Source organism: Kitasatospora sp. NPDC057223 (genome assembly GCF_042669755.1).
Classification (GTDB): domain Bacteria; phylum Actinomycetota; class Actinomycetes; order Streptomycetales; family Streptomycetaceae; genus Kitasatospora.
On the sequence record NZ_JBHUWW010000152.1, the window covers coordinates 1 to 20,121 of the forward strand.

At 73.2% G+C, this 20,121-nt stretch carries 23 protein-coding genes; 1 reads left to right on the top strand and 22 read right to left on the bottom strand.

The features are described from left to right. Nucleotides 1-261: AAA family ATPase (locus tag ACFUK0_RS34555; RefSeq protein WP_380256955.1), on the bottom strand; the 261-nt coding region annotated here is incomplete at its 3' end. Nucleotides 262-592: 331 nt separating this feature from the next. Between ACFUK0_RS34555 and ACFUK0_RS34560 the strand changes: the two genes are divergently transcribed. Beyond that, a complete protein-coding gene (locus tag ACFUK0_RS34560; RefSeq protein WP_380256957.1) occupies nt 593-1,246 on the top strand; it encodes a hypothetical protein in 654 nt (217 codons plus the stop codon). Here ACFUK0_RS34560 and ACFUK0_RS34565 read toward each other — a convergent pair. From ACFUK0_RS34565 to ACFUK0_RS34665, 21 genes are all read right to left on the bottom strand, one after another. Further along, nucleotides 1,243-1,848, bottom strand: coding sequence for a hypothetical protein (locus ACFUK0_RS34565; RefSeq protein ID WP_380256959.1), 606 nt, complete (start codon nt 1,846-1,848; stop codon nt 1,243-1,245). The genes ACFUK0_RS34560 and ACFUK0_RS34565 overlap by 4 nt on opposite strands. Further along, a complete protein-coding gene (locus ACFUK0_RS34570) occupies nt 1,845-4,298 on the bottom strand; it encodes a tyrosine-type recombinase/integrase (protein WP_380256961.1) in 2,454 nt (817 codons plus the stop codon). The genes ACFUK0_RS34565 and ACFUK0_RS34570 overlap by 4 nt, the downstream gene beginning before the upstream one ends. Continuing rightward, the gene (locus ACFUK0_RS34575) at nt 4,295-5,464 is read right to left on the bottom strand and encodes a tyrosine-type recombinase/integrase (protein WP_380256963.1); all 1,170 of its coding nucleotides are present in this window, start codon (nt 5,462-5,464) and stop codon (nt 4,295-4,297) included. Before ACFUK0_RS34575 ends, ACFUK0_RS34570 begins: the two co-directional genes overlap by 4 nt. A gap of 90 nt (nt 5,465-5,554) precedes the next feature. Continuing rightward, a complete protein-coding gene (locus ACFUK0_RS34580) occupies nt 5,555-5,779 on the bottom strand; it encodes a hypothetical protein (protein WP_380256965.1) in 225 nt (74 codons plus the stop codon). Between the two features lie 196 nt (nt 5,780-5,975). Beyond that, complete coding sequence (locus ACFUK0_RS34585; RefSeq protein WP_380256967.1) at nt 5,976-6,743, bottom strand: hypothetical protein; 768 nt, start codon at nt 6,741-6,743, stop codon at nt 5,976-5,978. A 100-nt stretch (nt 6,744-6,843) separates the two neighbouring features. Beyond that, nucleotides 6,844-7,161, bottom strand: coding sequence for a hypothetical protein (locus ACFUK0_RS34590; protein ID WP_380256969.1), 318 nt, complete (start codon nt 7,159-7,161; stop codon nt 6,844-6,846). Nucleotides 7,162-7,234: 73 nt separating this feature from the next. Further along, nucleotides 7,235-7,738 (bottom strand): hypothetical protein, encoded by a 504-nt coding sequence (locus tag ACFUK0_RS34595; protein WP_380256971.1) that lies wholly within the window; start codon nt 7,736-7,738, stop codon nt 7,235-7,237. A gap of 127 nt (nt 7,739-7,865) precedes the next feature. Further along, nucleotides 7,866-8,360, bottom strand: a complete 495-nt coding sequence (locus tag ACFUK0_RS34600) for a hypothetical protein (RefSeq protein WP_380256973.1) — start codon at nt 8,358-8,360, stop codon at nt 7,866-7,868. Between the two features lie 25 nt (nt 8,361-8,385). Then, nucleotides 8,386-8,649 carry a hypothetical protein gene (locus ACFUK0_RS34605; protein WP_380256975.1) on the bottom strand — a complete coding sequence of 88 codons (264 nt, stop codon included), beginning with the start codon at nt 8,647-8,649 and terminating at the stop codon, nt 8,386-8,388. Nucleotides 8,650-8,772: 123 nt separating this feature from the next. Next, a complete protein-coding gene (locus tag ACFUK0_RS34610) occupies nt 8,773-9,369 on the bottom strand; it encodes a hypothetical protein (protein ID WP_380256977.1) in 597 nt (198 codons plus the stop codon). A gap of 25 nt (nt 9,370-9,394) precedes the next feature. Beyond that, nucleotides 9,395-10,069: a hypothetical protein gene (locus tag ACFUK0_RS34615; RefSeq protein ID WP_380256979.1), complete on the bottom strand. Its 675-nt coding sequence runs from the start codon at nt 10,067-10,069 to the stop codon at nt 9,395-9,397. 98 nt (nt 10,070-10,167) lie between these two features. After that, a complete protein-coding gene (locus ACFUK0_RS34620) occupies nt 10,168-10,359 on the bottom strand; it encodes a hypothetical protein (protein ID WP_380256981.1) in 192 nt (63 codons plus the stop codon). 89 nt (nt 10,360-10,448) lie between these two features. Continuing rightward, nucleotides 10,449-12,542, bottom strand: coding sequence for a chromosome segregation protein ParM (locus ACFUK0_RS34625; RefSeq protein WP_380256983.1), 2,094 nt, complete (start codon nt 12,540-12,542; stop codon nt 10,449-10,451). A 119-nt stretch (nt 12,543-12,661) separates the two neighbouring features. Next, the gene (locus ACFUK0_RS34630) at nt 12,662-13,075 is read right to left on the bottom strand and encodes a conjugal transfer protein TraB (RefSeq protein ID WP_380256985.1); all 414 of its coding nucleotides are present in this window, start codon (nt 13,073-13,075) and stop codon (nt 12,662-12,664) included. Between the two features lie 20 nt (nt 13,076-13,095). Then, nucleotides 13,096-15,510, bottom strand: a complete 2,415-nt coding sequence (locus ACFUK0_RS34635; RefSeq protein WP_380256987.1) for an ATP/GTP-binding protein — start codon at nt 15,508-15,510, stop codon at nt 13,096-13,098. Between the two features lie 132 nt (nt 15,511-15,642). Beyond that, the gene (locus ACFUK0_RS34640; RefSeq protein ID WP_380256989.1) at nt 15,643-15,843 is read right to left on the bottom strand and encodes a hypothetical protein; all 201 of its coding nucleotides are present in this window, start codon (nt 15,841-15,843) and stop codon (nt 15,643-15,645) included. A gap of 101 nt (nt 15,844-15,944) precedes the next feature. Then, a complete protein-coding gene (locus ACFUK0_RS34645) occupies nt 15,945-16,430 on the bottom strand; it encodes a hypothetical protein (RefSeq protein WP_380256991.1) in 486 nt (161 codons plus the stop codon). Nucleotides 16,431-16,644: 214 nt separating this feature from the next. Next, nucleotides 16,645-18,504, bottom strand: a complete 1,860-nt coding sequence (locus ACFUK0_RS34650; RefSeq protein ID WP_380256993.1) for a DUF2637 domain-containing protein — start codon at nt 18,502-18,504, stop codon at nt 16,645-16,647. Next, the gene (locus ACFUK0_RS34655) at nt 18,501-19,082 is read right to left on the bottom strand and encodes a hypothetical protein (protein ID WP_380256995.1); all 582 of its coding nucleotides are present in this window, start codon (nt 19,080-19,082) and stop codon (nt 18,501-18,503) included. Before ACFUK0_RS34655 ends, ACFUK0_RS34650 begins: the two co-directional genes overlap by 4 nt. Before the next feature lie 119 nt (nt 19,083-19,201). Then, on the bottom strand, nt 19,202-19,450 hold the full coding sequence (locus tag ACFUK0_RS34660; protein ID WP_380256997.1) for a WhiB family transcriptional regulator: 249 nt from the start codon (nt 19,448-19,450) through the stop codon (nt 19,202-19,204). Nucleotides 19,451-19,484: 34 nt separating this feature from the next. Then, complete coding sequence (locus ACFUK0_RS34665) at nt 19,485-19,922, bottom strand: hypothetical protein (protein ID WP_380256999.1); 438 nt, start codon at nt 19,920-19,922, stop codon at nt 19,485-19,487. Between the last annotated feature and the right edge of the window lie 199 nt (nt 19,923-20,121).

Below are 20,121 nucleotides of genomic sequence, written 5' to 3' on the forward strand. Positions count from 1 at the left end.
CGGCCTGGCCTGGTTCCGCTCGATGCAAAGAGGCAGCGGGGCGTCGCAGTGCACGGCGACCACACGGCGCCCGTGCTGGTGCGCCAGCTCCACCAACTGCGCCCTGTGGTGAGGGGCCAGCGAGGTGTTGTCGACGTAAGTAGTGGCTCCCCTGCGCAGCCGGGCCAGGAGGATCTGGTGCTGGAGGAGGACGGCCTCGGCAGTGGCCGTCTGATCGCCTGGCTTTCTCCGGGGCGCCGCGAGCCTGCGGTTCGAGTTCACGCAGCTCAGAGGCAGTCAGAGCGACCATAGCCCGTGCAACAGGTGTGGTGCACGAGCCCGCCCGGGATTTCACCCAGCAGGGTGTCGCGCCAGTCGCTCGGGAAGCGGGTTCCTAGCGGCGTGCAGCACCGCTGAAGGCTCTACTGGCCGCCGATAGCTACTGCTAGCATCCGGACTTTCAAGGGAAGTTGAGGTATTCGTGGCGAAGTCTCCCGGCGTCGGTATACACCCTGATCTACCCGATACCCTCGTTCACTTCACCGGCCGTCCCAGGGGGGCGTACGGGCCGCAACCTCCGGACTTTGCGGAGGGGACGGCCCAGGAGCGAATGGTGAGCATCCTCCTCGAAGGGAAGCTGAGAGGAGCACAGGTACCGGGCTCGGACCTTCCGGTCGTCTGCTTCAGCGAACCATCCGAGGAGGCCCGCAGGGTCATGCTTCGGACAGGAGTGAGCCAGCGAGGGCCGTACGAGCCATGGGGGCTAGTGTTCGACCGCGAGGCACTGCTTGAAATCGGTGTCCGCCCCGTGATGTACCTGTCCAACGCAGAGATGGACCTCACAAGCAGCCTCCCCGACAAGTCCCGGAACCGTAGGGTTCGTTACGAACCCGGCACTGCGGACTGGCTGCACGAGCGGGAATGGCGGCTCTGCTTCACCAAAGAGACGGCCCAGTCGGATGAGGCTCACCTCACCATCACCAAGGACCTGACCATCGGCGTGATCGTGGGTGAGCAGGGCTGGCATCCGCCTGCCCGTCACCATCGCCGGAACATCTCACTCCCCAAGCTGCCACTGGGTGTCTCTGCTTTCGGCTACGCGACACACACATGGTTCGCGGGCGCAGCGGATGGCCTGAAGCGCTGGTGGTGGAACGGACAAGACCTGGTCGAAGACGGCGTCTTCGAGATCGGCGAGCAGATGCAGATCGCGGCGGCATACGGAGAGGAGTACGCCGACAACTACAGGTCGGCGCCGAAGTCCTAGCTTCGCCAGGGATCTTGGTACGCATCGGCCTGTGATCGCTTGTGCTCACCCGCAAGGTCCCTCACTGGCCGGTTCAGCTGGCTCATGAGTTCGCGGATGGTCGTGCGGGCGGCGTTCAGCTCGTCGCCCTGATCCTGGAGCTTGAGCTCCAGGTCGACGACCTGCTGTTCGAGGGTGGTGATGCGGGCGTTGAGCCGCTCGGTGCCGTCCGGCCCGCCAATGCCGATATCCCGCCAGACCTGGTCGCCGAGCACCTCGCCGAGGCGGGCTTCGAGGGCGCGGACGCAGGCGGCGAGCCGGGCGGTACGGGCGTCAGCAGCCAGGAGGTCGGTCTGCAGGGAGGCCCGGCTGGCCGCTGGTCCCCGGCCGCCCGGGGCGGTCGGCGGTTCGGCGGCCTGGGCGTGGACCTGGCCGAGCAGGTCGCGGTGGCGGTAGAGGAAGGTGCGGTCGACGCCGGCCCGGCGGGCGATGGCGGTGACGCTGATGTCGGTGCCGTCCTTCGCGGCTGCTGCCAGGGCGGCTCGGACGCGCTGGCGGCGCCTGCCGGTGTCGGCCCGGCGGCCTTCGACCATCGCCTGGACGCTTGGGTCTGGTGCGCTCATGCGGGTCGCTCCGGTGTCAGGTCGGGCAGGGGCTGGCGGATGCGGGGCATACCGAGAAAGCCCTGGCGGGTCTTGTGGACGATGGCGGCGGCCTGCTGAATCTGGTCGCGTTCGTCGTCGGTGAGTTGGTCGATGTCCTCGGTGACGCGCTGGACCAGGCGCCGCACGCGGCGGATCTCCTCCTCGGAGGGGGCGGCCTCGGCGCGGGCCCAGCCGTCGGCCTCGGTCATCGCGAGCAGCTTCTCCCGGGTGCGGAGCAGGTCGTCGAGGTAGGCGCGGAGCTCGGGGAGGTAGGAGACGTCGGTGGAGAAGTGGTCGCAGCCCACACAGCGGAACCTCAGTGGGCAGGCCCCGCCGCCTGCGGCGACGTTGGTGGGCTCGGAGCAGGTTCCGAAGGGGACGACCACCGAGCCGATCGCCCGGCGGGTGCGCTCGGCGCCCAGGAAGCTGGTCACCGCGCCCCAGACGCGTTCGCCGTGGCGGTTGAACTGCATCTGCGTGACCTTGTCGACGGCCTCGCGCAGCCGGACCTGCTTGACCCGGTAGTAGCAACGGGTGGACTCGTAGGAGTCGTGATCGAGGAGTTCGGCCAGGACGTCGATCGGGACGCCGTTGTCCGCGTGCCGCTGGGCGTAGGAGTGCCGGTAGGCGTAGGGGAAGACCTTCTCCTTGTCGAAGACGGTGCCGTCGTCGAGGTGGAGATCGGGGATCGCCTCGACCCAGTCCCGGTGCAGGCAGCTGAGGTAGTTGGAGTCGTAGGACTTGGCGCCGTCCGGGTTCTGCTGGCCGGTCGGCAGCAGAACCAGTCCGGACGCGGGCAGGCCGGGGAAGCGGGTGCGCACCCGTTCCTGCTGGGCTCGGATCAACGCGGCGGTCGACTCGTGGACGGGCAGCTCGCGCCCGATCCGCTCCTCCTTCCAGTTGCTGTAGACCAGGACCGGCTTGCCCTGGCCGTCGCGGGTCAGGCAGTCGAGGTCCAGGCGGCAGATCTCGTCGGGGCGCCTGCCGGTGTCGATGATGATCTCGACCGCGACGCGCAGTTCGCGGCAGCACATCTCCTCGAACCGGTCGAGGTGGGAGCACAGTTGCCGCAGGATTTCCGGGGGAAGGTCCTGGCCTTCCTCCGAGGGTTCGGCAGCCTTGGGGATGTCGCGGCGGGTGATGACGAAGTCGTCCGGCAGGCCGGCCATCGGGCCGCCGGGGCGGGTCAGGCCCATCGCGCGAGCCTCTCGCAGCACGTTGCGGGCCTTCATGAGGTACGCACGGCGGGTGTTCAGCGTGAAATGCCCGTTCGCCTGCAGGAATGAGACGCGGTTCAGGAAGTTCTCGATGTCGGCGCGGGCCAGCGCCGCCATCTCCAACCCGCGGTCGGGCCGCGCCCGAAGGCTCTGCGAGAGCTTGGCCAGGCCGTTGAGGTGCTGCTGGGTGTGCGAGTTGGCGCTGCGGGAGCGGACCCGGGTCACGTAGTCGCGGGCCCACCGCTTCGCGGCCTCCCGTAGCCACGGCTGGGACAGCTCGGTGAAGACCAGCGATCCTCGGTGACCGAACGGCGCCAGGTCCCACACGTCCTTCGCGTACTCGGTCTCCGGAGTTTTCAGCACCCGGGCGACGAAGGCCCGGGTACGGTTCAGCAGCGCCTGGGCACTCCTGTTGGCCTTCGGGTGGGGGACGTCCTCCAGCCGGGCCGCGCCGCTTGGCCGCACCGTCCGGTCGATCAGCGCGCGTACCGCGCTGACCGCGGTCTTCGCGTGCTTGCAGCTGCGCTGGTAGATCCCGAACATCAACTCGGCGGCGACCAGGTCGGGCAAGCCGCGGAAACTCACCTCCGTCCCGTAGGAGGCGGCATCGTCGGTCCGCAGCCACTCCTGCTTGTCCACGACCACACCGGACCTGCGCAGGTGGGCCATCCTCCGGTCGTGTGTCTCACACAACCGCAGGCCCACCAGGCTGGCCGCCTGCCGGGTGCAGGCCAGCACCCCGCAGTCACCCAGACTGGCCAGCGGCTCGACCGACGGGTCGGCCAGGAACTCCTCCAGCTTGCCGCCCCGGACCTTGAATCGGTGCCAGTGGGCCCGGCAGACACGCCGGTTCCCGTTGTCCATCCTGGGCCTGCCGCACCTGGCTACCGAGCAGCCCTCCATGCTGCGTGCCCGGCCAGTGCGCGGGCGGCGGACGAACTCCTCGTAGGTCAGGCCGGAGACGCGGTGGCGCTTCTGACACGTTGAGCACAGCTGCGTCCCCTGCACCGGCGCCGGACAGCCCGCCACGGGGCAGGACCACGCCCCGAGCGTCGGATGGCCGACCGGCGGGGTCAGCACCCGGCGCACCGGATCCCAGCCCGCACCGGACAGGTAATCGTCGGGGATCAGCGACCACATGAACGCGGCAACCTCCGCGTCCGGGGCGTCTGCGGCCGGCGGCACCGCCGGCCAGGCGAGGGCCTGGGTCATCGCGGACCCTCCAGTTCACGTGGCGACGGCACGGCCTCGACAGCCGACCGCAGCCGGTCAGGCGCCGGAGTCAGGTACGGCTCACTGCTGGCGAGGCGGGCATGGTCGAGCAGCACGGAGACCTCGTCCAGGCCGGCCCCCGCGTCGCCTAGGTTGCTGCCCATCGCGCGCCGCAGCATCCGCGGCGTCACGTTCCGCTCCAGCCCGGCCCGCTTCGACAGCCGGCCCAGCAACTCGGTGATCGCGTCCGCCGTCATCGGGGCACCCAGCGGGGCGGCGAACAGATTCACCAGCACGAAGTCGCTCACCAGGCCGTGCGGCAGCGCGATGCGCTCCAGCACGTACTGGTCGTACGCCTGCACCACCAGGTGGTCAACCGGCTTCCACCTTCCGGGTGCCACCTCGGGCTGCCGCTTCGCCCATGCCCCGTTCGCGTTGTCGCGGCGCAGGGTGTGCAGGTGGGAGCCCTGCTTCGGGCAGCCCAGCGGTGTGGAGTCCGGCATGAAGTGCATGTCCTCGCGCCGCAGGCCCGCCGCCCCGCCCGGGCGTAGTCCGGCCCGACCCAGCAGCAGGACGATGAACCGGTCCCGGGCGTTGTGGGCGGCCAGGAACAGCGCCACGATCTCCCGGTCGGTAGCCCGCTCGCCCTTCTTACGTGGCACCTTCACCCGGTGCCGGGGCCGCATCCGATAGCCGGTGCTGCCCTCCCCGCGGGCCTCCACTGGCAGCTCCCAGTCCTCGGCCACCTCGAAGAGCTGGGCCATCACGATCGACGGCACCGCTTTCGTCGTGATGCCGTGCAGCAGGAACTGGCGCACCCCGGTCGCGATGTTCTGGACCCGGGCCGGCTGCCGGGCGCTCGCCGCTCCTGGCCCTGGCAGCACGAGCCCGGGTCCGGTCGGCCAGTCGATGCCGGTCGTCTCCTTCGAGCCAAACTTCAGCCAGACCAGGAACAGCCCGAACTCCTCCGCTGCCACCCGCCAGTCGCGGCCGGTCCGCGCGCACCAACGCAGGAACAGGGCGATGTGCCCGGCGTAGGTCTTGGTCGTCAGCTCGGCCTGGTCGCGGCCGAACCGAACGTGCTGGAGGAACGCGTCCGCCTCCGGCACCACCGCGTAGTTCTCGTCGACCACCGTCCAGTACCGGACGCCGGACGGCAGCCTCACAGGAAAGGCCCTCAAGGGTCTCCTCCGATCTCATCTGCAACATGCCGCAACGATCACGACAGCCCCAGAGATGCGGAGAAGAACCCAAGGTCACCCGATGCAGTGCACCGTCCCACCACACTCGTGGACGCCCAGGAGAACTGGCTCGGAGACGACGGCCCGCAGCCGGTCCAGGCTGACGATCTGGTGCGGCGGGACGTCGCGCAGCGCCGTGGACTTCCCGGAGCCGCTGGCGCCGATCAGGACGACGACGTCGCCGGGCTGCACGGGGTCGATGGGACGGGCCTGGACGGTGACGCGGGTGGTGGTGGTCATGACGGGGTTCCTCCCCAACAGTGGGTGGTGTCGGCCGGGCGGCCGCGCCGCCCACCGGAGCGCCCCGCTGCCCGGCCGGATGCCGGGGGCGGGGCGCGGGCCGGTGGGCAACGTCACTGCCCGGTGCGGTGCTCCCTGATCTCGTCGAAGCCCTCGCCGGCGAGGAGCTCGCGGGCGGAGCCCGGCAGGTCTCCCATCAGCGGTGCCCGGCCTGCCCGGCGAGCGTCGCGCCGTCGGCGGGGCCGGGCTGCGCGGGGATGGTGACGTGGATGACCGGGGCGACGTCGGTGCGGGTGCTGGTGTGGAGGACCGGGCGCAGCGAGAACGAGATGCCGCGCAGGGCGAGGAGGCTGGCGGCGGCGATGGCGGTGGCGGTGATGCCGGCGGCGACGGGGCGTCCGGCCGGGTCGGTGGCGGTCCACACGACCGCGAGGGTCGAGGCGGACCATGCGGACCAGGCCAGGCGCGCGGTGGTCGCCCGGGAGGCGAAGGCCAGCAGTCCGGCGGCGAGGCCGGCGGTCTTCCAGAGGGTGTAGGCGGTGGTGCCGGTGACCGGGAGGGTGGCGGTGCGGGCGTCGAGGAACCGGTGCACGGGGTCGGTGATGGTCTGGGCGAGGCCGCCGGTGTCGGTGGCGGCCCAGTCGGCGGGCAAATGGATGCCGTTGACCAGGTCGGTGACGGCGTTGAGGAGGATGCCGCCGACGGTGGCGAGCAGCAGGAATCCGGCGGCGGCCGCGATCAGGTAGGCGAGGGTCTTGATCCACGGTGCGGCGTGCCGCCAGTCGCCGTTCAGGGAGTCGACCAGCTCGCGGCGGCGCCGGTCCAGGGCACTGCCGGGGGCGGTGAGCTGCTGGAGGCGCTTGGCGGCGGCCTCGCGCAGCGTGCCGGTGGGCGGCTCGTAGGAAGCGGCGGTGGGCTGGTCCTGGTCGGCGTCGACGGACTTGAAGGGGTTGGGCTGGGTCATGGCATGTCCTGCGCTCTCTGCTCGGTGGCATGGCGGGGGCCCGGCCGCGCGGTGCGCGGTGCGGCCGGGCCCGGAGGTGGCGGGGTGTGCAGGTGGTGGGTCAGCCTGCGGTGGTGCCGTGGCGCTGGGTGTGCAGGACGGCCCAGGGGTCCTCCTCCCGCTCCCCGGCGGCAGCGACGGCGGCGGCGACGGCGGCGTCGCGGGCGGCGGTGGCGGCCTCCCTGCGCCGCTGGACGGCCGGGTCGATCTCGGCCGGCCACACGCACCAGTCCTTGTCCGGGTCGGTGTCGGGGGCGGGCGGCTCGGCCAGGTAGACGCTGTCCTCGCCGTGGTCGGCCGGGTCGGGCGGCCGGAGCGGGGCCGGTGCGGAACGGGGTACGGGGCGGCGGAGCCGGTCCAGCAGTGGCCAGGGCTTCATGGGCGGTGTCCTTCGGGGTAGGGCGGGCAGGCAGGGCGGCCGGGGCCGTGCGGGGAGGCGGGGTGGTTGCGGGTCAGGCCGCCGCGTCGCCGGGCCAGTAGAGGCCGCAGTGCGGGTAGTCGGTGCCGAGCAGCAGCACCCCGTCGGCAGTCCAGTCGGCCTGGGTGACGGGCAGCTCGGCGTGGCCGTCCCAGCCGGAGACGGCGAGCAGGACCGCGGTGTAGTCGGGCATCGCGGTGAGCAGGTCGCGCAGCTCACCGACCGTCATCCCGGCCTCGACGACCCCGCGTCCGGGCGCGACGTCGTCGTCCGGGTCGGTGGTGGCGGGGAAGAGCGCCTCGCTCTGGGCGGGTGCGGGGCGGGTGGCGGTGAGGACCAGGGCGCCGTCCCAAAGGCCGCAGGCGAGCGGGTGCTCGGTCGGGCCGTCCCAGCCCGGGACGCAGAGCAGAACCGGGGCGTGGGCGGGCAGGCCGGCGAGCTTCTCGGCGACGTCGGCGGCGGTGGTTCGGGTGGAGCGCTCGCCGGCGACGGGGCCGGCGAACAGCAGGGCGAGGACGGACAGGTGCTCGGTGCTCATGCGGATACCTCCGGGACGGTGGCGGATCAGGCCGGGCGGCCGGTCCCGTCCCCGGCAGCACGGCGCCCGCCCTGCCTGGGGTGGCGGGGCGGGCGGGATGCTGCCGGGGGCGAGGCCGGGCAACCGGTCAGTCCTCCTCGTCGTCCTCGTCCGGGTAGGGCTCGGGGTCGCCGGTGAACGGGGTGTAGACCTGGAGGGTGCCGCCGTAGTCGGCGTCCATCAGCGGGTCGCCGCCGACGGTGACCGGCGCCGAGTCGGACACCTCGGCGAGGCGCTCGCGCAGCTCGCCGACCGTCAGCAGCCGGGTGCGGGCGCTGCGCCACACCGTCGCCGGTGCCACCGGCTCCCCCGGGCCGAGGAAGGGCGGGGCGGTGCGGGCGGTGTGCAGGTGCAGGGTGCCGTCGTAGACGGTGTCGACCAGCAGTTCGTCGCCGGTCATCACCGGCACGCTGTCGGGCAGGCCGGTCAGGCGGGCCAGCAGGTCGCCCGCGTCCAGGCGCCCGCTGCGCCAGGACGCCTCGGGCAGCGGCCCGGCCGGCGCGACGAGCCGCTCGGCGGCGGCGATGGGCTGGGGGGCGGCGGCCGCCTCGGCGGGCTTGGTGGGGTTGGCGGTGACGGTCACGATGGGATCTCCCAACGGCGAGGGGTCAGGGGCGCTTGTCGATGCAGGGGAGGCAGTTCTGCGGCTGCGGCTCGTCGCTGGGCATCTCCCAGTCCGTGTAGAGGTGGCGGGAGCAGAAATATCCGCCGCAGCCGTCCTCGGGCGTGCCGGGCGTCGAGCCGCACAGGTAGGCCAGGCCGCGGTCGATCTCCAGGGTGCAGCCGTCCTGCTCGCAGACGGCTGCGACGTCGTAGCCGGCCTCGATCTGCTCGCCGTCGGGTCGGGTGACGGTGTAGTGGGCGTTGCCCATGCGGTCCTCCAGGTCGTGGTGCTCCGGCCGGGCGGCCGGTCCCGTCCCCGGGAGCGCCACCGCCCGCCCTGCCTGGGGTGGCGGGGCGGGCGGTGGCTGCCGGGGGCGAGGCCGGGCGCCCGGTCAGGGCTTCGGGAGGGGCAGGCCGGTGCAGGCGGCGAGCTGCGCACCTGACATGACCTGCCGGTGGAGCAGGACCGGCAGGGCGGTTGTCAGGCGCTCCCAGACCTGGTCCAGGGCGTCGTCCGCCATGTCGTGCAGCAGCGCGAAATCGGGGCCGCCGGTGCCGAACTGCGGGCGGGGGGAGACGCTCTCCAGCAGCCGGGCGCGGTCTGAGCAGGCCCCCAGCTCGACCACGGCGGCGCGGTCCGGGGTCCACAGTCCCGCCTTCCGCAGCCACCGGTCCTCCGCCCGCTCGCCGCCGGCCGTACCGATCGCCCGCAGGCGGGCCTCGTCGCCCCCGCCGGTCGGCAGCATCTCGGCGTGCCCGCTCGCCCGGCCTGCCGGGCGGATGCTGATCCGGGCGACGCGCAGCCCGCCCGCGAGCCACAGCACCGCGTGCCCCAGCTCGTGGACCGCGGTCGCGGTGAGCACCTGTTCCTCCGTCAGCTCCATCAGGTCGCCCGCCGCGACGTCGCCGTCCGCGAACCGGGCGGGCAGCGGGTGCCGCAGCGGGTACGGCACGCCGTCCACATTCAGGTCGTGGTGCCAGGTCGTCATGCTCTCCCTCCTCTGCCCGGGCCGGTCAGCTGTTGTTGGTGATGGAGCCGCGCCATCCGGCGCTCTGGCGGCCGATGCTGGTCTGGTGGGTGCGGTGCACGATCGCGAGGACGGTGCCGGTCGCGGACGCTCCGTCGCCACTCGCCGTCGCGGACGTGCCGGTGCCGGTGCCTGCGGCGACGGAGCGGAGCTTGCCGAGCAGGCCGGCCACGCCGAGCACCACGGCGGCGACCAGGACGGCGGCCCACTTGAGGAGGTTGCCGAGTGCGTCCGCGTGCGGGGCGACCTCCGCGACGGCGGCGCCCAGCATCCACACCGCGCCGCCGGCGGCGAGGGAGGCGATGGAGCCGTAGAGGACGTACTGACGGACCGCGAGCGACAGGCCCGGGTCGATGGCAGGTACGGGTGCGGATACGAGTGCCGGTGCGGGTGTGACGGGGCCCATGGCGGCGATGGCCCGGCGGTGCTCGGCCAGGCGGGCCTCCATGGCGGCCAGGCGGGCCTTCACGTCAAGGACGGGAACGGCGGCGGCCTGGCCGTCGACGAGCGCGGGGACGCTGGTGGCGTCCCCGTAGTCGGGGCCGGTCGGGACGGCGACGATCTCCCCGTCGAAGGTCGACGGCATGTATCCGGGCTCCAGGAGGATGACCTGCGGGCTGGAGGGCCGGCCGGTCTCGGGGGTGCGGTCGGAATTGTCCATGGTGCGCTCCAAAGGGGGGTGCGAGGGCCGGTCAGTCCTCGGTGTCGGTTGGGTGGGGCCTGGTGGTGCGTCAGGCCGGCGGCTGTGGGAGGCGCTGGTCAGCCGATGCCGGCGAGGGCCTCGGTGACGGCGCCGAGGACGCTGTTGACGGCGGGGGCGAGGCCGGTGGAGGCGAGGAGGAACCCGAACAGGGCGCAGGCGATCGCGGCGGGCACGGTGGTACGGCGGGCGCGGATGAGGAAGGCGGCGAGGACGCCGAGGAGGACGACGGCGGAGACGGTCAGGGCCATCGGGCGGTGCCTTTCTGGTCGGGGCGGGCGTGAGCGGGGCCGGGCCGGAACTGTCCGGCCCGGCCCGGTGGGGGCGGGGTGATGCCTGGTCAGGCGCCAGTGAGGTGCTTGATGGCGGCCAGGGCCTGGCGGGGGGAGGTGACGGCGTCGTGGCGCGCGGCGCCCTTGCCGCCGGTGCGGGGCTTGCCCCGGCGGGGTGCGCCGTCGTCGTCCTCGTCCTCCTCGTTGGTCTCGGGGCCGAACTCGCCGGGGCGCGGCGGCTCGTTCTGCCAGTCGAACCACAGGTCGCGCTTGGTCAGCTCGGCGATCTCGTGGTCGGTGAGGTGGGTGATCGTCTCGGGGAACAGGTGGTCGACGGGCTGGGAGAAGTCGATGAACAGGGACCTCATGACCTCGGGCTTGCTGCCGTCGACGATCCAGCCGACCCCGCCGGTGTTGGCGTTGCTGGGGGGCTCCGGCTCGCCCCGCATGATCCGGTCGATGCGTCCCTCATCGGCCTTGGAGAAGCTGCGGGGCAGCGGCTCGGGGATGTCCTCGGGGGCGATGCCGAGGGCCTTGAACATGGCGGTGACCTTGCGCGGGGCGACCTTGAGGACGATCGGGATGCACAGTTCGCGCAGGTTCTCGTTGAGCAGCTGCGTGAAGCCGTCCTGGACGTAGACGGACTGCCCGGCGACCTTCTCGCCGATGGCGTACTTGCGGCCCTTGACGCTGATCTCCTCGGCGTTGTCCATGATCTCGGGGCCGTAGACGCCCTCGCGGGCGGCGGTCAGGAACTCGTCCCAGTACACCGACAGCGGCGCGTACGGGCAGCCGGGGAGCTTGGGGTCCCAGTCGTGCAGCAGGCCGTCCGCCCACACCATCGCGGCACGGATCTCCATCAGCGCGAGCGCCGCCCGCATCGCCCGGACCATGTACAGCTCGCCGGTGCCCTGCCGGTCGACGAACCGCCCCAGGGTGGTGGTCTTCTCGTCCGGGGCCTGGCTGGCGACCCACACGACGGCGCCGAAGTTGGCGTCCGCGCAGACGAACAACGACATCAGCTGGGTCTTGCCGCCGCCGGTGGGAGCGACCATCAGTCCGTGGGCCGCACCCCGGTCGGTGTAGACGCGGTTGCGGGCCGGCTGGCCGCTGGGCAGGTAGCCCGCGACCCAGCGCCCCTCGGCGTCCGGGGTCAGCAGCTCCCGGGTCGCTGGGTACACCTTGGCGAGCGGGGAGTCGTCCCACACCGACACCAGGATGTCCGAACCGGCCACGGTGACGAAGACGACGCCGTCCTCCGCGGAGACCTTCATCGCCTTGCACAGCGCGACCTTGTCGATGCGCGGCTCGGCGACCCCGTCGGGCAGGTGCGCCGTCCAGTAGGTGACGCCCCTCGCGTCGTTGCGGACCTTGCGGACGAACACCGAGCCGCGGATCGCGGCGGCACCGACCTTGTCGGCCCACCACTCGTGATCGCTCGGGCTGGTGCGCCGACGCAGGGCCTCGTCGGGGGTCACGGCCACCTCCAGCCAGCCCGGCCCGCCCTGACGTCCCGCCCGCTGGGCGACGGGGCTCAGCGTGATGACCCCCCGGTCCTCGGCGATGCCGAACGCGGCGGCGACATCCGCCTCGCGCAGGCCGGAGATCGCCCGGCCCGGCTCGGAAGCGCGCAGCAGCACCGTCAGGTCGTGCGGCATGCCCGGGTGGCGGTCGGCCTTGACGACGTGGGTGCGGCCGGGGTTGCCGGCGCGCTCCCACAGGGCCCGCACGCCGCGCGTGAGGGCGTCCCCGTCGGCGGGCGCCGGGGCGGGCTGGGGGGCTGGGGCGAGCTGGGGGACGGGAGCGGGGGCGGTGATGGCGCGGCGGACCTTGCGGCGGCCGCCGCGCGACAGCGGCAGCACCAGGCAGCCGGCCGCCGCCCATCCGGCGGCGAGAGCTGCGTCCCAGCCCCAGCCGGGGGTGGACTGCGCGGCGATGTCGAGGGCACCGGCCAGGGTGAGCGGGGACAGCCGCACCAGCCAGCGCCCGGCCTTGCCGTCGCTCCTGAGAGCGTAGAGGGATCCGACGCCGCAGGCTGCTCCGGCGAGGACGACGACGGTGTTGACCGGGCTCTGTGGGTCGATGTTGGGGGCCGCGGCGAGGACCGGCGCGGCCAGCGTGTACGCGATGCGCTCCAGGGCGACGCTGCGGGCAAGGGACACGGATTCTCTCCTGATCGGGAAGGCGGGAAGCGTGATGGGCGGCCCCGCCGGGTAGCGGGACCGCCCATCAGGGGTCGGGGTAGGGCCGGATGAAGCCAGATATGGGCTCGGGCCGGCGGTCAGTGGGCGAAGAACCCGGGCTTGGGGGTGCGTTCGCGCCTGCCGGAGCGGACCTCGTCCAGCCCGGAGTACAGCTTCGAGTGCACGGTGCGCGTCTCGTGGGCCAGCGCCGCGACCTCCTGGGCGGTCGCGTGGAGCTTGCCGGTCTCAATCCCGGCGCCGCCCAGGGCGAGGGCCACCAGGTTCGTCATCTCGACGAACTTCGTGTCGAGCTCGGCCTGGGCGATCTGCTCGGCCAGCTCCGTCGCCCGGTCCGCGTTGCTGCGGATGCGGCGCTGCAACATCTCCAGCTCGGTGGTGGCGCTGTCCATCGCCTCGCCCAGGGTTTTCAGTTTGTGCTGGACCGCCCGGTACCCGTTGTCGCCGTCGGTCGGCGCCAGCACCGGCGCCGGCCGCGCGTCGAGGTCGCTCATCAGCAGTGCTCCGTCTCTCGTCAGTCGTGGTGGGCGGCGGAGGAGGCCTGGGCCAGGCCCGCCTCGTCCATCGCGTCGATGTCCGCCTGGTAGACGCGGGCCACCGCGACGGCCGCCAGCGTCGCGGCCTCACCCGCCAGCTCGCACTCGCCCGCGCAGCGCTTCGCCTGCGCCTTCATCGCGGCCGCCGCGTCCGCCAGGCCCACGACCTGGTCGGTGACCTGCGTGGACACGTTGTGATCCGTCACCAGGTCGGTCGCCATGTCCCGCAGCGCGTCCGCGACCAGGCCCAGGGCCTCGGCCAGCGACTCCGCCGCCTCCTTGTCGATGCCGGCGTCCAGCGCGATGTTCGCGATGTCCATCAGGTACTCGTCGAACGTGATCTCGGTGCGGTGCTGAGCGGGCATCGTGCGCTGCCCCGGCACCTGCGCGGGCTGCGCCGTGCTCATGCTGTCCTCCTGCTGGTCGGGCCCGGCCTGGCCGGGTCTGGTGGTGCCGGGCCGCTGGGTGGGGGGCTCGGGAGCTCGGGACAGCGCCTGCGGTCCGACGACCACCGCGTCCGCGACGTCGCCGTCCTCGCCGGCGGGCGGCCGCGCGCCCGCCGGGGGCCGGTCGGTGCGGTAGGACGGGATGAAGACCGGCCCGGCCGGCTCTTCCTTCCCGGCGGCCTTCGCCCGCCTCGCGTCCTCGGCCGCCTTCGCCTTCGCGGCGTCCCTCTCCCCCTTCGCCCTCCTCGCCTCCTCGGACCGGGCCGCCTTCTCGGCGTCCCGGGCGTCCCGGGCGGCTTTCGCCTCGGCCTCCCTGGCCGCCTTCTCGGCGTCCCGGGTAGCCTTCGCCTCGGTCTCCTTCGCTTCCTTCTCCGCCCTGGCCCTCGCGGCGTCCTCGGCCTTCCTGACCTTGTCCGCGTCCCGGGCCGCCTTCTCGGCGTCCCCGGCGGCTTTCGCCTCGGCCTCCTTCGCCTCCTTCTCCGCGTCCTTGGCCTCCTTCGCCCGCTTCGCCTCTTCGACGGCCTCGGCCTTCGCCGCATCCCTCGCGGCCTTCGCTTCCTCGGCGGCCTTGGCCTTCTCCGCGTCCTTGGCCGGGTCGGCCTCCGGGCCACCGGCACCGGCCGCCTCCTCGCGCTCCTTCCTCAGCTGTTCCTTCTTCGCCCTCTCGGCGGCCTTCGCGGCCTTGCGACGCTTGTCCCAGCGGTGCTGGGCCTGCTCCGCGACCGCTGCGCCGAGGGTGGTGCGCTCCGGATGGGCCACCGCCGCGGCCTCCTTCTTCGCCTTGCGTTCGGCGGCGCGCTGCTCCTTCTTCGCGCGGCGGTCCTGCCATGCGGCCTGCTGGCGTTCGCGGGCCTGGTCGCGGTCCTTGGAGCGGTCGGTGAGGCCGGCGGCCTGGTCGGCACCGCGCCGCTGCTGCTGGGCGGCCTGGCGGGCTGCGGCCCGCTCACCGCGGCCTCGGGACCGCTCGGCGCCGGGACTGGAAGCGGGGCTGGAGGCGGACTGCTTCGCCCCGCCCGTGCCGCCGGTCTTCGGCTTCCCGCCACCAGCCGAGTCGGGCCCGACAGGGCCGTTCTGACGACCCTTCGGACCGGCGCCGGTCTCCTTGCCCGGAACCGGCTTGTCCCGGCCTCCAGCAGGCCCTCCAGGGCCCTTCCCGCCACCCTTGGAGGTGTTGGCGGCGCCCAGCTCCTTACCGGTGTCCTTGCCCTTGGGGCCGGGGCCGGGGCCGGGGCCGGAGCCGGTGTCCTTGCCCTTGGCGCCGGGCCCGGGGGTGCTGCCCGTCCCGCCGCCGGTGCGGCCGGACCCTGCGGAGCCGGCGGGCGAGGACTTGCCGCGCCCGCCGCTGTCGGCACCCAGGCCGGACGTCGCCCTGCCGGCGGCCTTCGCGGCGGCGGCATCCGACTTGCCGAGCGCCGCCGTCCGGTCGGCCTGCGCCTTCACCTGGGCCTCGCGCAGCTTGCCCTGCTGGCCGAGCAGTCCGACCTCGCGGCCCGTCCTCGCTTCGAGCCGGGCGATCTGCTGCGCGATCTCCGCCTCGCGGAGCGGGGATTCGGTATCCATCCGCCGCTGCCCCAGAGCGATCCGGTGGTCCAGCCAGTCACCGAGCCGGTCCGCGAGAGAACGCCGGACGACATATTCGCCGCCCTCGAATTCACCGCCACCGTATTCGGAATTCCCGCTCTCGCCGGAATCCGAATACACGGCGGTGGCCGAATTCCGGTGGGCAGCCAGTACCGCCGCCGGATCCGCCGGACGCGGAATGACCGGAATAGCGGGGAGTTCCATCGTCCTTTCCTCCGGCCTTTCGGGCAGGACCGGGGAATGCGCCTCCTCGTCCGCGAGAGTGTCGCGGTAGGACGCGATCGGCGGCGGCACGTACGAGGGATCGCCCGCGCCGGGGAACGGCAGCAGGGTCCCGCCGCCGGCGGGGTCGTCATCGTCGGACACGTCAGCTCCTTCCTTGCAGGGGGTTGACAGACAGTGGGCTCTCGTGTGCACGCGTGTGCACGGGCACGTGTGCACGCGATACGCGCGCGAGGCCCCGCCGGCGCCCGGCGGGGCCTCATCGGTCACGGATCGTCACGCGCCCGGGGCGCGGTCCACGACGTCCTGCGCGTACCGCAGGAGGTCGCCCCACAGCCGCTCGTCGCCCGCCGCCCGCTTGCGCATCGCCTCGCGGAACAGCCGGACCACCAGCGCGAAGGCCGCCCAGGTGTCCGTGCGCCCGGCCCGGATCTCCTTGGTGATCTGCGAGCGGGTGACGCGGAGCCAGAATTCCATCGCGCCCTGCTCGCCCCGGGATTCGCGGGCTTTCTGTTCCTCGCCGATGTACCAGTCACGCTGGGATTCAACTCGGCGTTCGCCACTGGTGAGGGGCCGCGTCATGCCGGCCGCCGGTCACCCAGGTCGTAAATCGACGCAGGAGCAGCGTATACCGAATCCGGGGCGGCGGGTACCCCTGCGTTGATTTCCGGTGCGGGGGAAATCGCGGGGCGGTTCTTCTTCTGAGCCTTGGCGTGGGCCTTTTCCTTCCGCTTTCCGGGGAGGGAATTCACCTCGTCGGCGTGGGCGCGGCGCTTGAAGGTGGTCTTCTCCAGGCCCTCGGTGAGGGCGTGGACGTGGCCGAGGACGTCCCTAAGGGCCCGCTCGACCGGCATCGCGCGCAGCCGGGCGTGGAAGAACCGGTCGCCCTCGACGTGGGTGGCGCGCAGGTGCACGCGGGTCTCGCTCTGCAGGGTCTCCAGGTTCTTGCCGATGCCGAGCAGGACCAGCTGGATGCTGGCGAGGTAGGCGGCGAACGCCTCCGGGCTCTGCGCGATGCCGCGCAGCGGCGCGGTGATGTCCTCGGGCGTCGTCTCGTGGGTCATGCGGTCCTCCCTGGGACGTCGGGTCGGCCCGGACGGCCGTGGCCGGCCCCGCACCCACCCCGGTTCGGGTGGTCGGGGCCGACTACGAGCAGCCGGACATGGCCATGTGCTCTGACGTGCTGTTATGGCCCGTGCGAGGCGGTGGGCGTGGTTGGATGGAGGTCCGGACGGGGGCGGTACGAACGCCCCCGTCCGGACCCGTTTCCGCCCCTGCTCACTCTTGGGCGCCGGCTTCGGCCGCGCCCTCGGTACCGGTGGACGGGGTGTCGAGCAGGCCGTCGGCGAGGATCGCCCGGGCACGCTTGTGCCGGTCCTGCGCGGTGGTGTGCGTCAGGCCCAGCGCCGACTGGACGTAACTGATCGTGACGACGCTCTCGCCCTTGTCCCGCATCAGCTGCGCGACGGTGTACGCCTCCCGCTCCTGCGGTGTACGGCGGGCACGGCCCTGGGCTTCGGATGCCGCCGCCAGCGCCTCGTCCAGCAGGCGCCGCTGCTCCGCCGCCTCGGCGCCGGCGCGGGCCGCTGCGGCCTCGTTCTCCTCCGCGATCCGCTTCGCCTCTGTCTGCTGTACGAGTGCCTCGGCCTGCTGTACGGATGCCAGCCGCTTGGCTTCGGCCGCCTGCGCCAGCTGTACGGCCTCCCGCCTCTTGGCCTCGGCGGCGGCCTGGTCGGCCTCCGCCCGCTCCCGGTGGATGCGCGAGAGCTCGGCGTCGCGCTCGGCCGCGAGCCGCTTCATCTCGTCGCGGGCCTCGTCCGCCGTACGGGTGGCCTCCAGCTCCGCCAGGCGCTCCTCCTCCGCCTCCTCCCGCTGACGCCGACGCTGCTCGCTCTGCCACGTGAGCTGCGCTTCCTCGCTCTGACGGCGGATCCGGTCGGCTTCGGCCTGCGCCGCCGCCGCGACCCTCGTCGCCTCGGCGAGGGCCTCCGATTCCAGGCGCTGCGTCTCGGCCGTAGCCCTGGCCTCCTCGATCCGTACGGCCGCCTCGGCCGCCCGTACGACACTGTCGGCGGCCGTACGGGCCTCCGCCTCGGCCTTGACCCGCTCCGCCTCGGCAAGCAGCCGCCGCGCCTCGGCCTGGGCCTTGGCGGTGTCGACGGCGGCCTCGCGCTCGACCGCGCGCAGGGCTTCCGTAGCCCTTTCCTCCTCCACCCGTAGGGCGAGCGCCCGCGACCGTACACCGGCCTCGTGCGCCCGTACGGCGGCCTCGTCGGCCATCGTGGCGGGCTGGTCGAGCGCCTCGGCGACGGTGAGGCCGTACGCCTTCAGCCGAACCGGCAGCATCTCGTCGGCATCGGCCAGCTTGCGCCACCGCCTGCCGTAACGCTGAGTGAGCATCTCGGCGTACACCTTGCGCTGCTTGTGAAGCTCCAGCGCCTGGTCGTACGAGGTGATCTCCCACAGCTTCATCTGCCGGGCGACCGCCGCCGTGGACCACGGGGACAGCAGCCAACGCGAGGCCCGCACGCCCTCCATCCGACGCCGCCCCTTGAGGCGGCCGATGTGCCCGGCGTACAGGTGGGCCGCGATCTCCGAGAAGACGACCCACAGCGCGGCAAGGCCAGCGTGCCCGGCGGCGGCCGTACCGGACGCGCCAGCCTCCCAGTTCAGCCAGATCGTCAGGGCGGTGAGCGCCCTCGGCACCCACTTCACCCACCCCGCCTCCCGCTCCGCCCTGATCAGCAGCAGGTTGACGATGCCGAACGCCAGGATGCTGAGGTCGACCGCCACGGGCAGCATCCACGGCTGCTCCCAGCCCCAGCCGCCCTCGGCGACCGGCGCCGCGGCCTTGGCCTCGACCGCGTTGTAGGAGGCGACCAGGCCGATCGTGGAGACACCGACCGCGAGCAGGACCCCGACGACGGCCAGGCCCTTCTCCCAGCCCGCCAGCTCGACCCGCACCGCCGCGGCGGGAACGCCCTGCTCCGCCTCCGGCACCGACGCCGGCTGCGACTGCGGGGGCGTAGTGGCGCCGCGCTCCTGCGCAGGCAGGCCCAGCTTCTGCGGCAGCACCGGGCTACCGTTCACCGCACCCGGCCCGGTGGCCGGCGGCGGGCTCTCGTAGGTTGTGGTCACCGGGTCGCTCCCTTCTGGACGGGCAGGTCGATGACCGGGGCCGGGAGGGCCCGGCACGTGGAGGCGTGCTCGTTGGCCCACCGGCGGCCGTCGGCGATCCGGTAGGCGCCACTGGCCTGGTGGCCGCAGGTCAGGCACTCGTAGCCGTAGACAGGCGGGGATTCGTAGCGGTCCTCGTCCGGTACGGCGAGCAGGGCGACCAAGCCGCCGCCGAGCGTGAGGAACCGCGCCACGGTGTGCTCCGGCAGACCGACGGCAGCCAGCTGCACGGCGCGGGTCTGCTCCAGCTCCGCGCGCAGGCCGGCGATCGTACGGTCGCGGTCGGCGGCCTGCGCGCCCGCGTCCCGCAGCAGGAGCTGCTCCAGGGCCCGGGCGCGGGCCTCGCCGGCCGATGCCTGGCGGGCGAGCTGCTGCGCGGCCGCCAGCTCGCCGCGCAGGGTGGCGAGGTCGGTGCGCGCGGCGAGCAGCTCGGCGCGGGTCTCCCCCAGTCGGCGGGCGGTGTCGGTGAGGGCGGTGTCGGCCGCGCCGCTCTCGGCGGCGGCGGGCGGGGCGGTGCGGGTCTCGCGCTTCCAGCGCATCAGATCCTCCAGTGCAAAGGGGAGAGGCGGGCGGCGCCGTCGGGCACCGTCGAACGCCGCCGCGCCCGGCCCCGGTGGTGCTGGGGTGGGCGCGGCGGCGATCGACAGCAACCGACAGGTCAGGCGGTGCGGGGGCGGTTGCGGGCTGCGCGGCGCTTGATCACGCGTCGCTCGTCCTCGCTCGTGCCGCCCCAGACGCCGGTCTCGCTGGTGGTCAGGGCCCAGGTGAGGCACTGCTCCATGACGGGGCAGCGGTGGCACACCGACTTGGCTTCCTGCGCCTGAAGCAGGGCGGGTCCGGTGTTGCCGATCGGGAAGAACAGCTCGGGGTCCTCGTCGCGGCACACCGCGCGGTGACGCCAGTCCATGACGGCCTCCTTCTTCTCTGTGGGGTGGGTGTGCTCAGGCGTGCTGGGGGAGCCGGGCGGTGAGGGCGAGCCGGTGGAGCGCGGCGACGGTGGCGGGGTGGGCGGCCTCGTCCAGGAGGTGGCGCTGCTCGAGGAGCGCGCCGCTGGCGGCGGCGGTCCGGGCCAGCGCGTGCTCGGCCCAGACGGTCAGGGCCTGCTCGCCGGGCTCAGCGACGACCTCGCCCTCCCAGGCGGCGCAGTGCGTGTGGATCCTGGCCTCGCCGAGGGTGCGCACGGTGATCTGCCAGACCGGCCACTCGGTGCGCGGGCCCGCGTCGACGGCCAGGACCTCGTAGACGGGGTCGAACGGGCTGGTGCGGTAAAGCCCGCCGACGCGGCGCGGGCCGATCTGCCGGGCGACCCACCGTCGGTAGGTCGCGGCCCGGTAGTAGTCAGTGCGGGCAGGGGAGGAAGTGCGGGCGCGGTGCTTCATCAGGTGGCCTCCGGCCGGGGGAAGTTCGCGAAGCGCCGCTGCGCCCCGGACCGAGATCCGGGAACTCCTCTTCAGTGCCGCCCACTACAGCGGCCGGCCCGGCGGGTCCCTGCAGACCGGGGGCCTGAACCTGCGGATCAACGACTTCACCGCCTGGGTCAACCACGAGGCCACCGCCCGGGGCCTTACCGGCCAGCAC

Coding starts and splice junctions, on each gene's coding strand:
- ACFUK0_RS34565 (WP_380256959.1), bottom strand. CDS start 1,848: ATGAGCGCACCAGACCCAAGCGTCCAGGCGATGGTCGAAGGCCGCCGG.
- ACFUK0_RS34570 (WP_380256961.1), bottom strand. CDS start 4,298: ATGACCCAGGCCCTCGCCTGGCCGGCGGTGCCGCCGGCCGCAGACGCC.
- ACFUK0_RS34580 (WP_380256965.1), bottom strand. CDS start 5,779: ATGACCACCACCACCCGCGTCACCGTCCAGGCCCGTCCCATCGACCCC.
- ACFUK0_RS34585 (WP_380256967.1), bottom strand. CDS start 6,743: ATGACCCAGCCCAACCCCTTCAAGTCCGTCGACGCCGACCAGGACCAG.
- ACFUK0_RS34590 (WP_380256969.1), bottom strand. CDS start 7,161: ATGAAGCCCTGGCCACTGCTGGACCGGCTCCGCCGCCCCGTACCCCGT.
- ACFUK0_RS34595 (WP_380256971.1), bottom strand. CDS start 7,738: ATGAGCACCGAGCACCTGTCCGTCCTCGCCCTGCTGTTCGCCGGCCCC.
- ACFUK0_RS34605 (WP_380256975.1), bottom strand. CDS start 8,649: ATGGGCAACGCCCACTACACCGTCACCCGACCCGACGGCGAGCAGATC.
- ACFUK0_RS34610 (WP_380256977.1), bottom strand. CDS start 9,369: ATGACGACCTGGCACCACGACCTGAATGTGGACGGCGTGCCGTACCCG.
- ACFUK0_RS34615 (WP_380256979.1), bottom strand. CDS start 10,069: ATGGACAATTCCGACCGCACCCCCGAGACCGGCCGGCCCTCCAGCCCG.
- ACFUK0_RS34620 (WP_380256981.1), bottom strand. CDS start 10,359: ATGGCCCTGACCGTCTCCGCCGTCGTCCTCCTCGGCGTCCTCGCCGCC.
- ACFUK0_RS34630 (WP_380256985.1), bottom strand. CDS start 13,075: ATGAGCGACCTCGACGCGCGGCCGGCGCCGGTGCTGGCGCCGACCGAC.
- ACFUK0_RS34640 (WP_380256989.1), bottom strand. CDS start 15,843: ATGGAATTCTGGCTCCGCGTCACCCGCTCGCAGATCACCAAGGAGATC.
- ACFUK0_RS34645 (WP_380256991.1), bottom strand. CDS start 16,430: ATGACCCACGAGACGACGCCCGAGGACATCACCGCGCCGCTGCGCGGC.
- ACFUK0_RS34655 (WP_380256995.1), bottom strand. CDS start 19,082: ATGCGCTGGAAGCGCGAGACCCGCACCGCCCCGCCCGCCGCCGCCGAG.
- ACFUK0_RS34660 (WP_380256997.1), bottom strand. CDS start 19,450: ATGGACTGGCGTCACCGCGCGGTGTGCCGCGACGAGGACCCCGAGCTG.
- ACFUK0_RS34665 (WP_380256999.1), bottom strand. CDS start 19,922: ATGAAGCACCGCGCCCGCACTTCCTCCCCTGCCCGCACTGACTACTAC.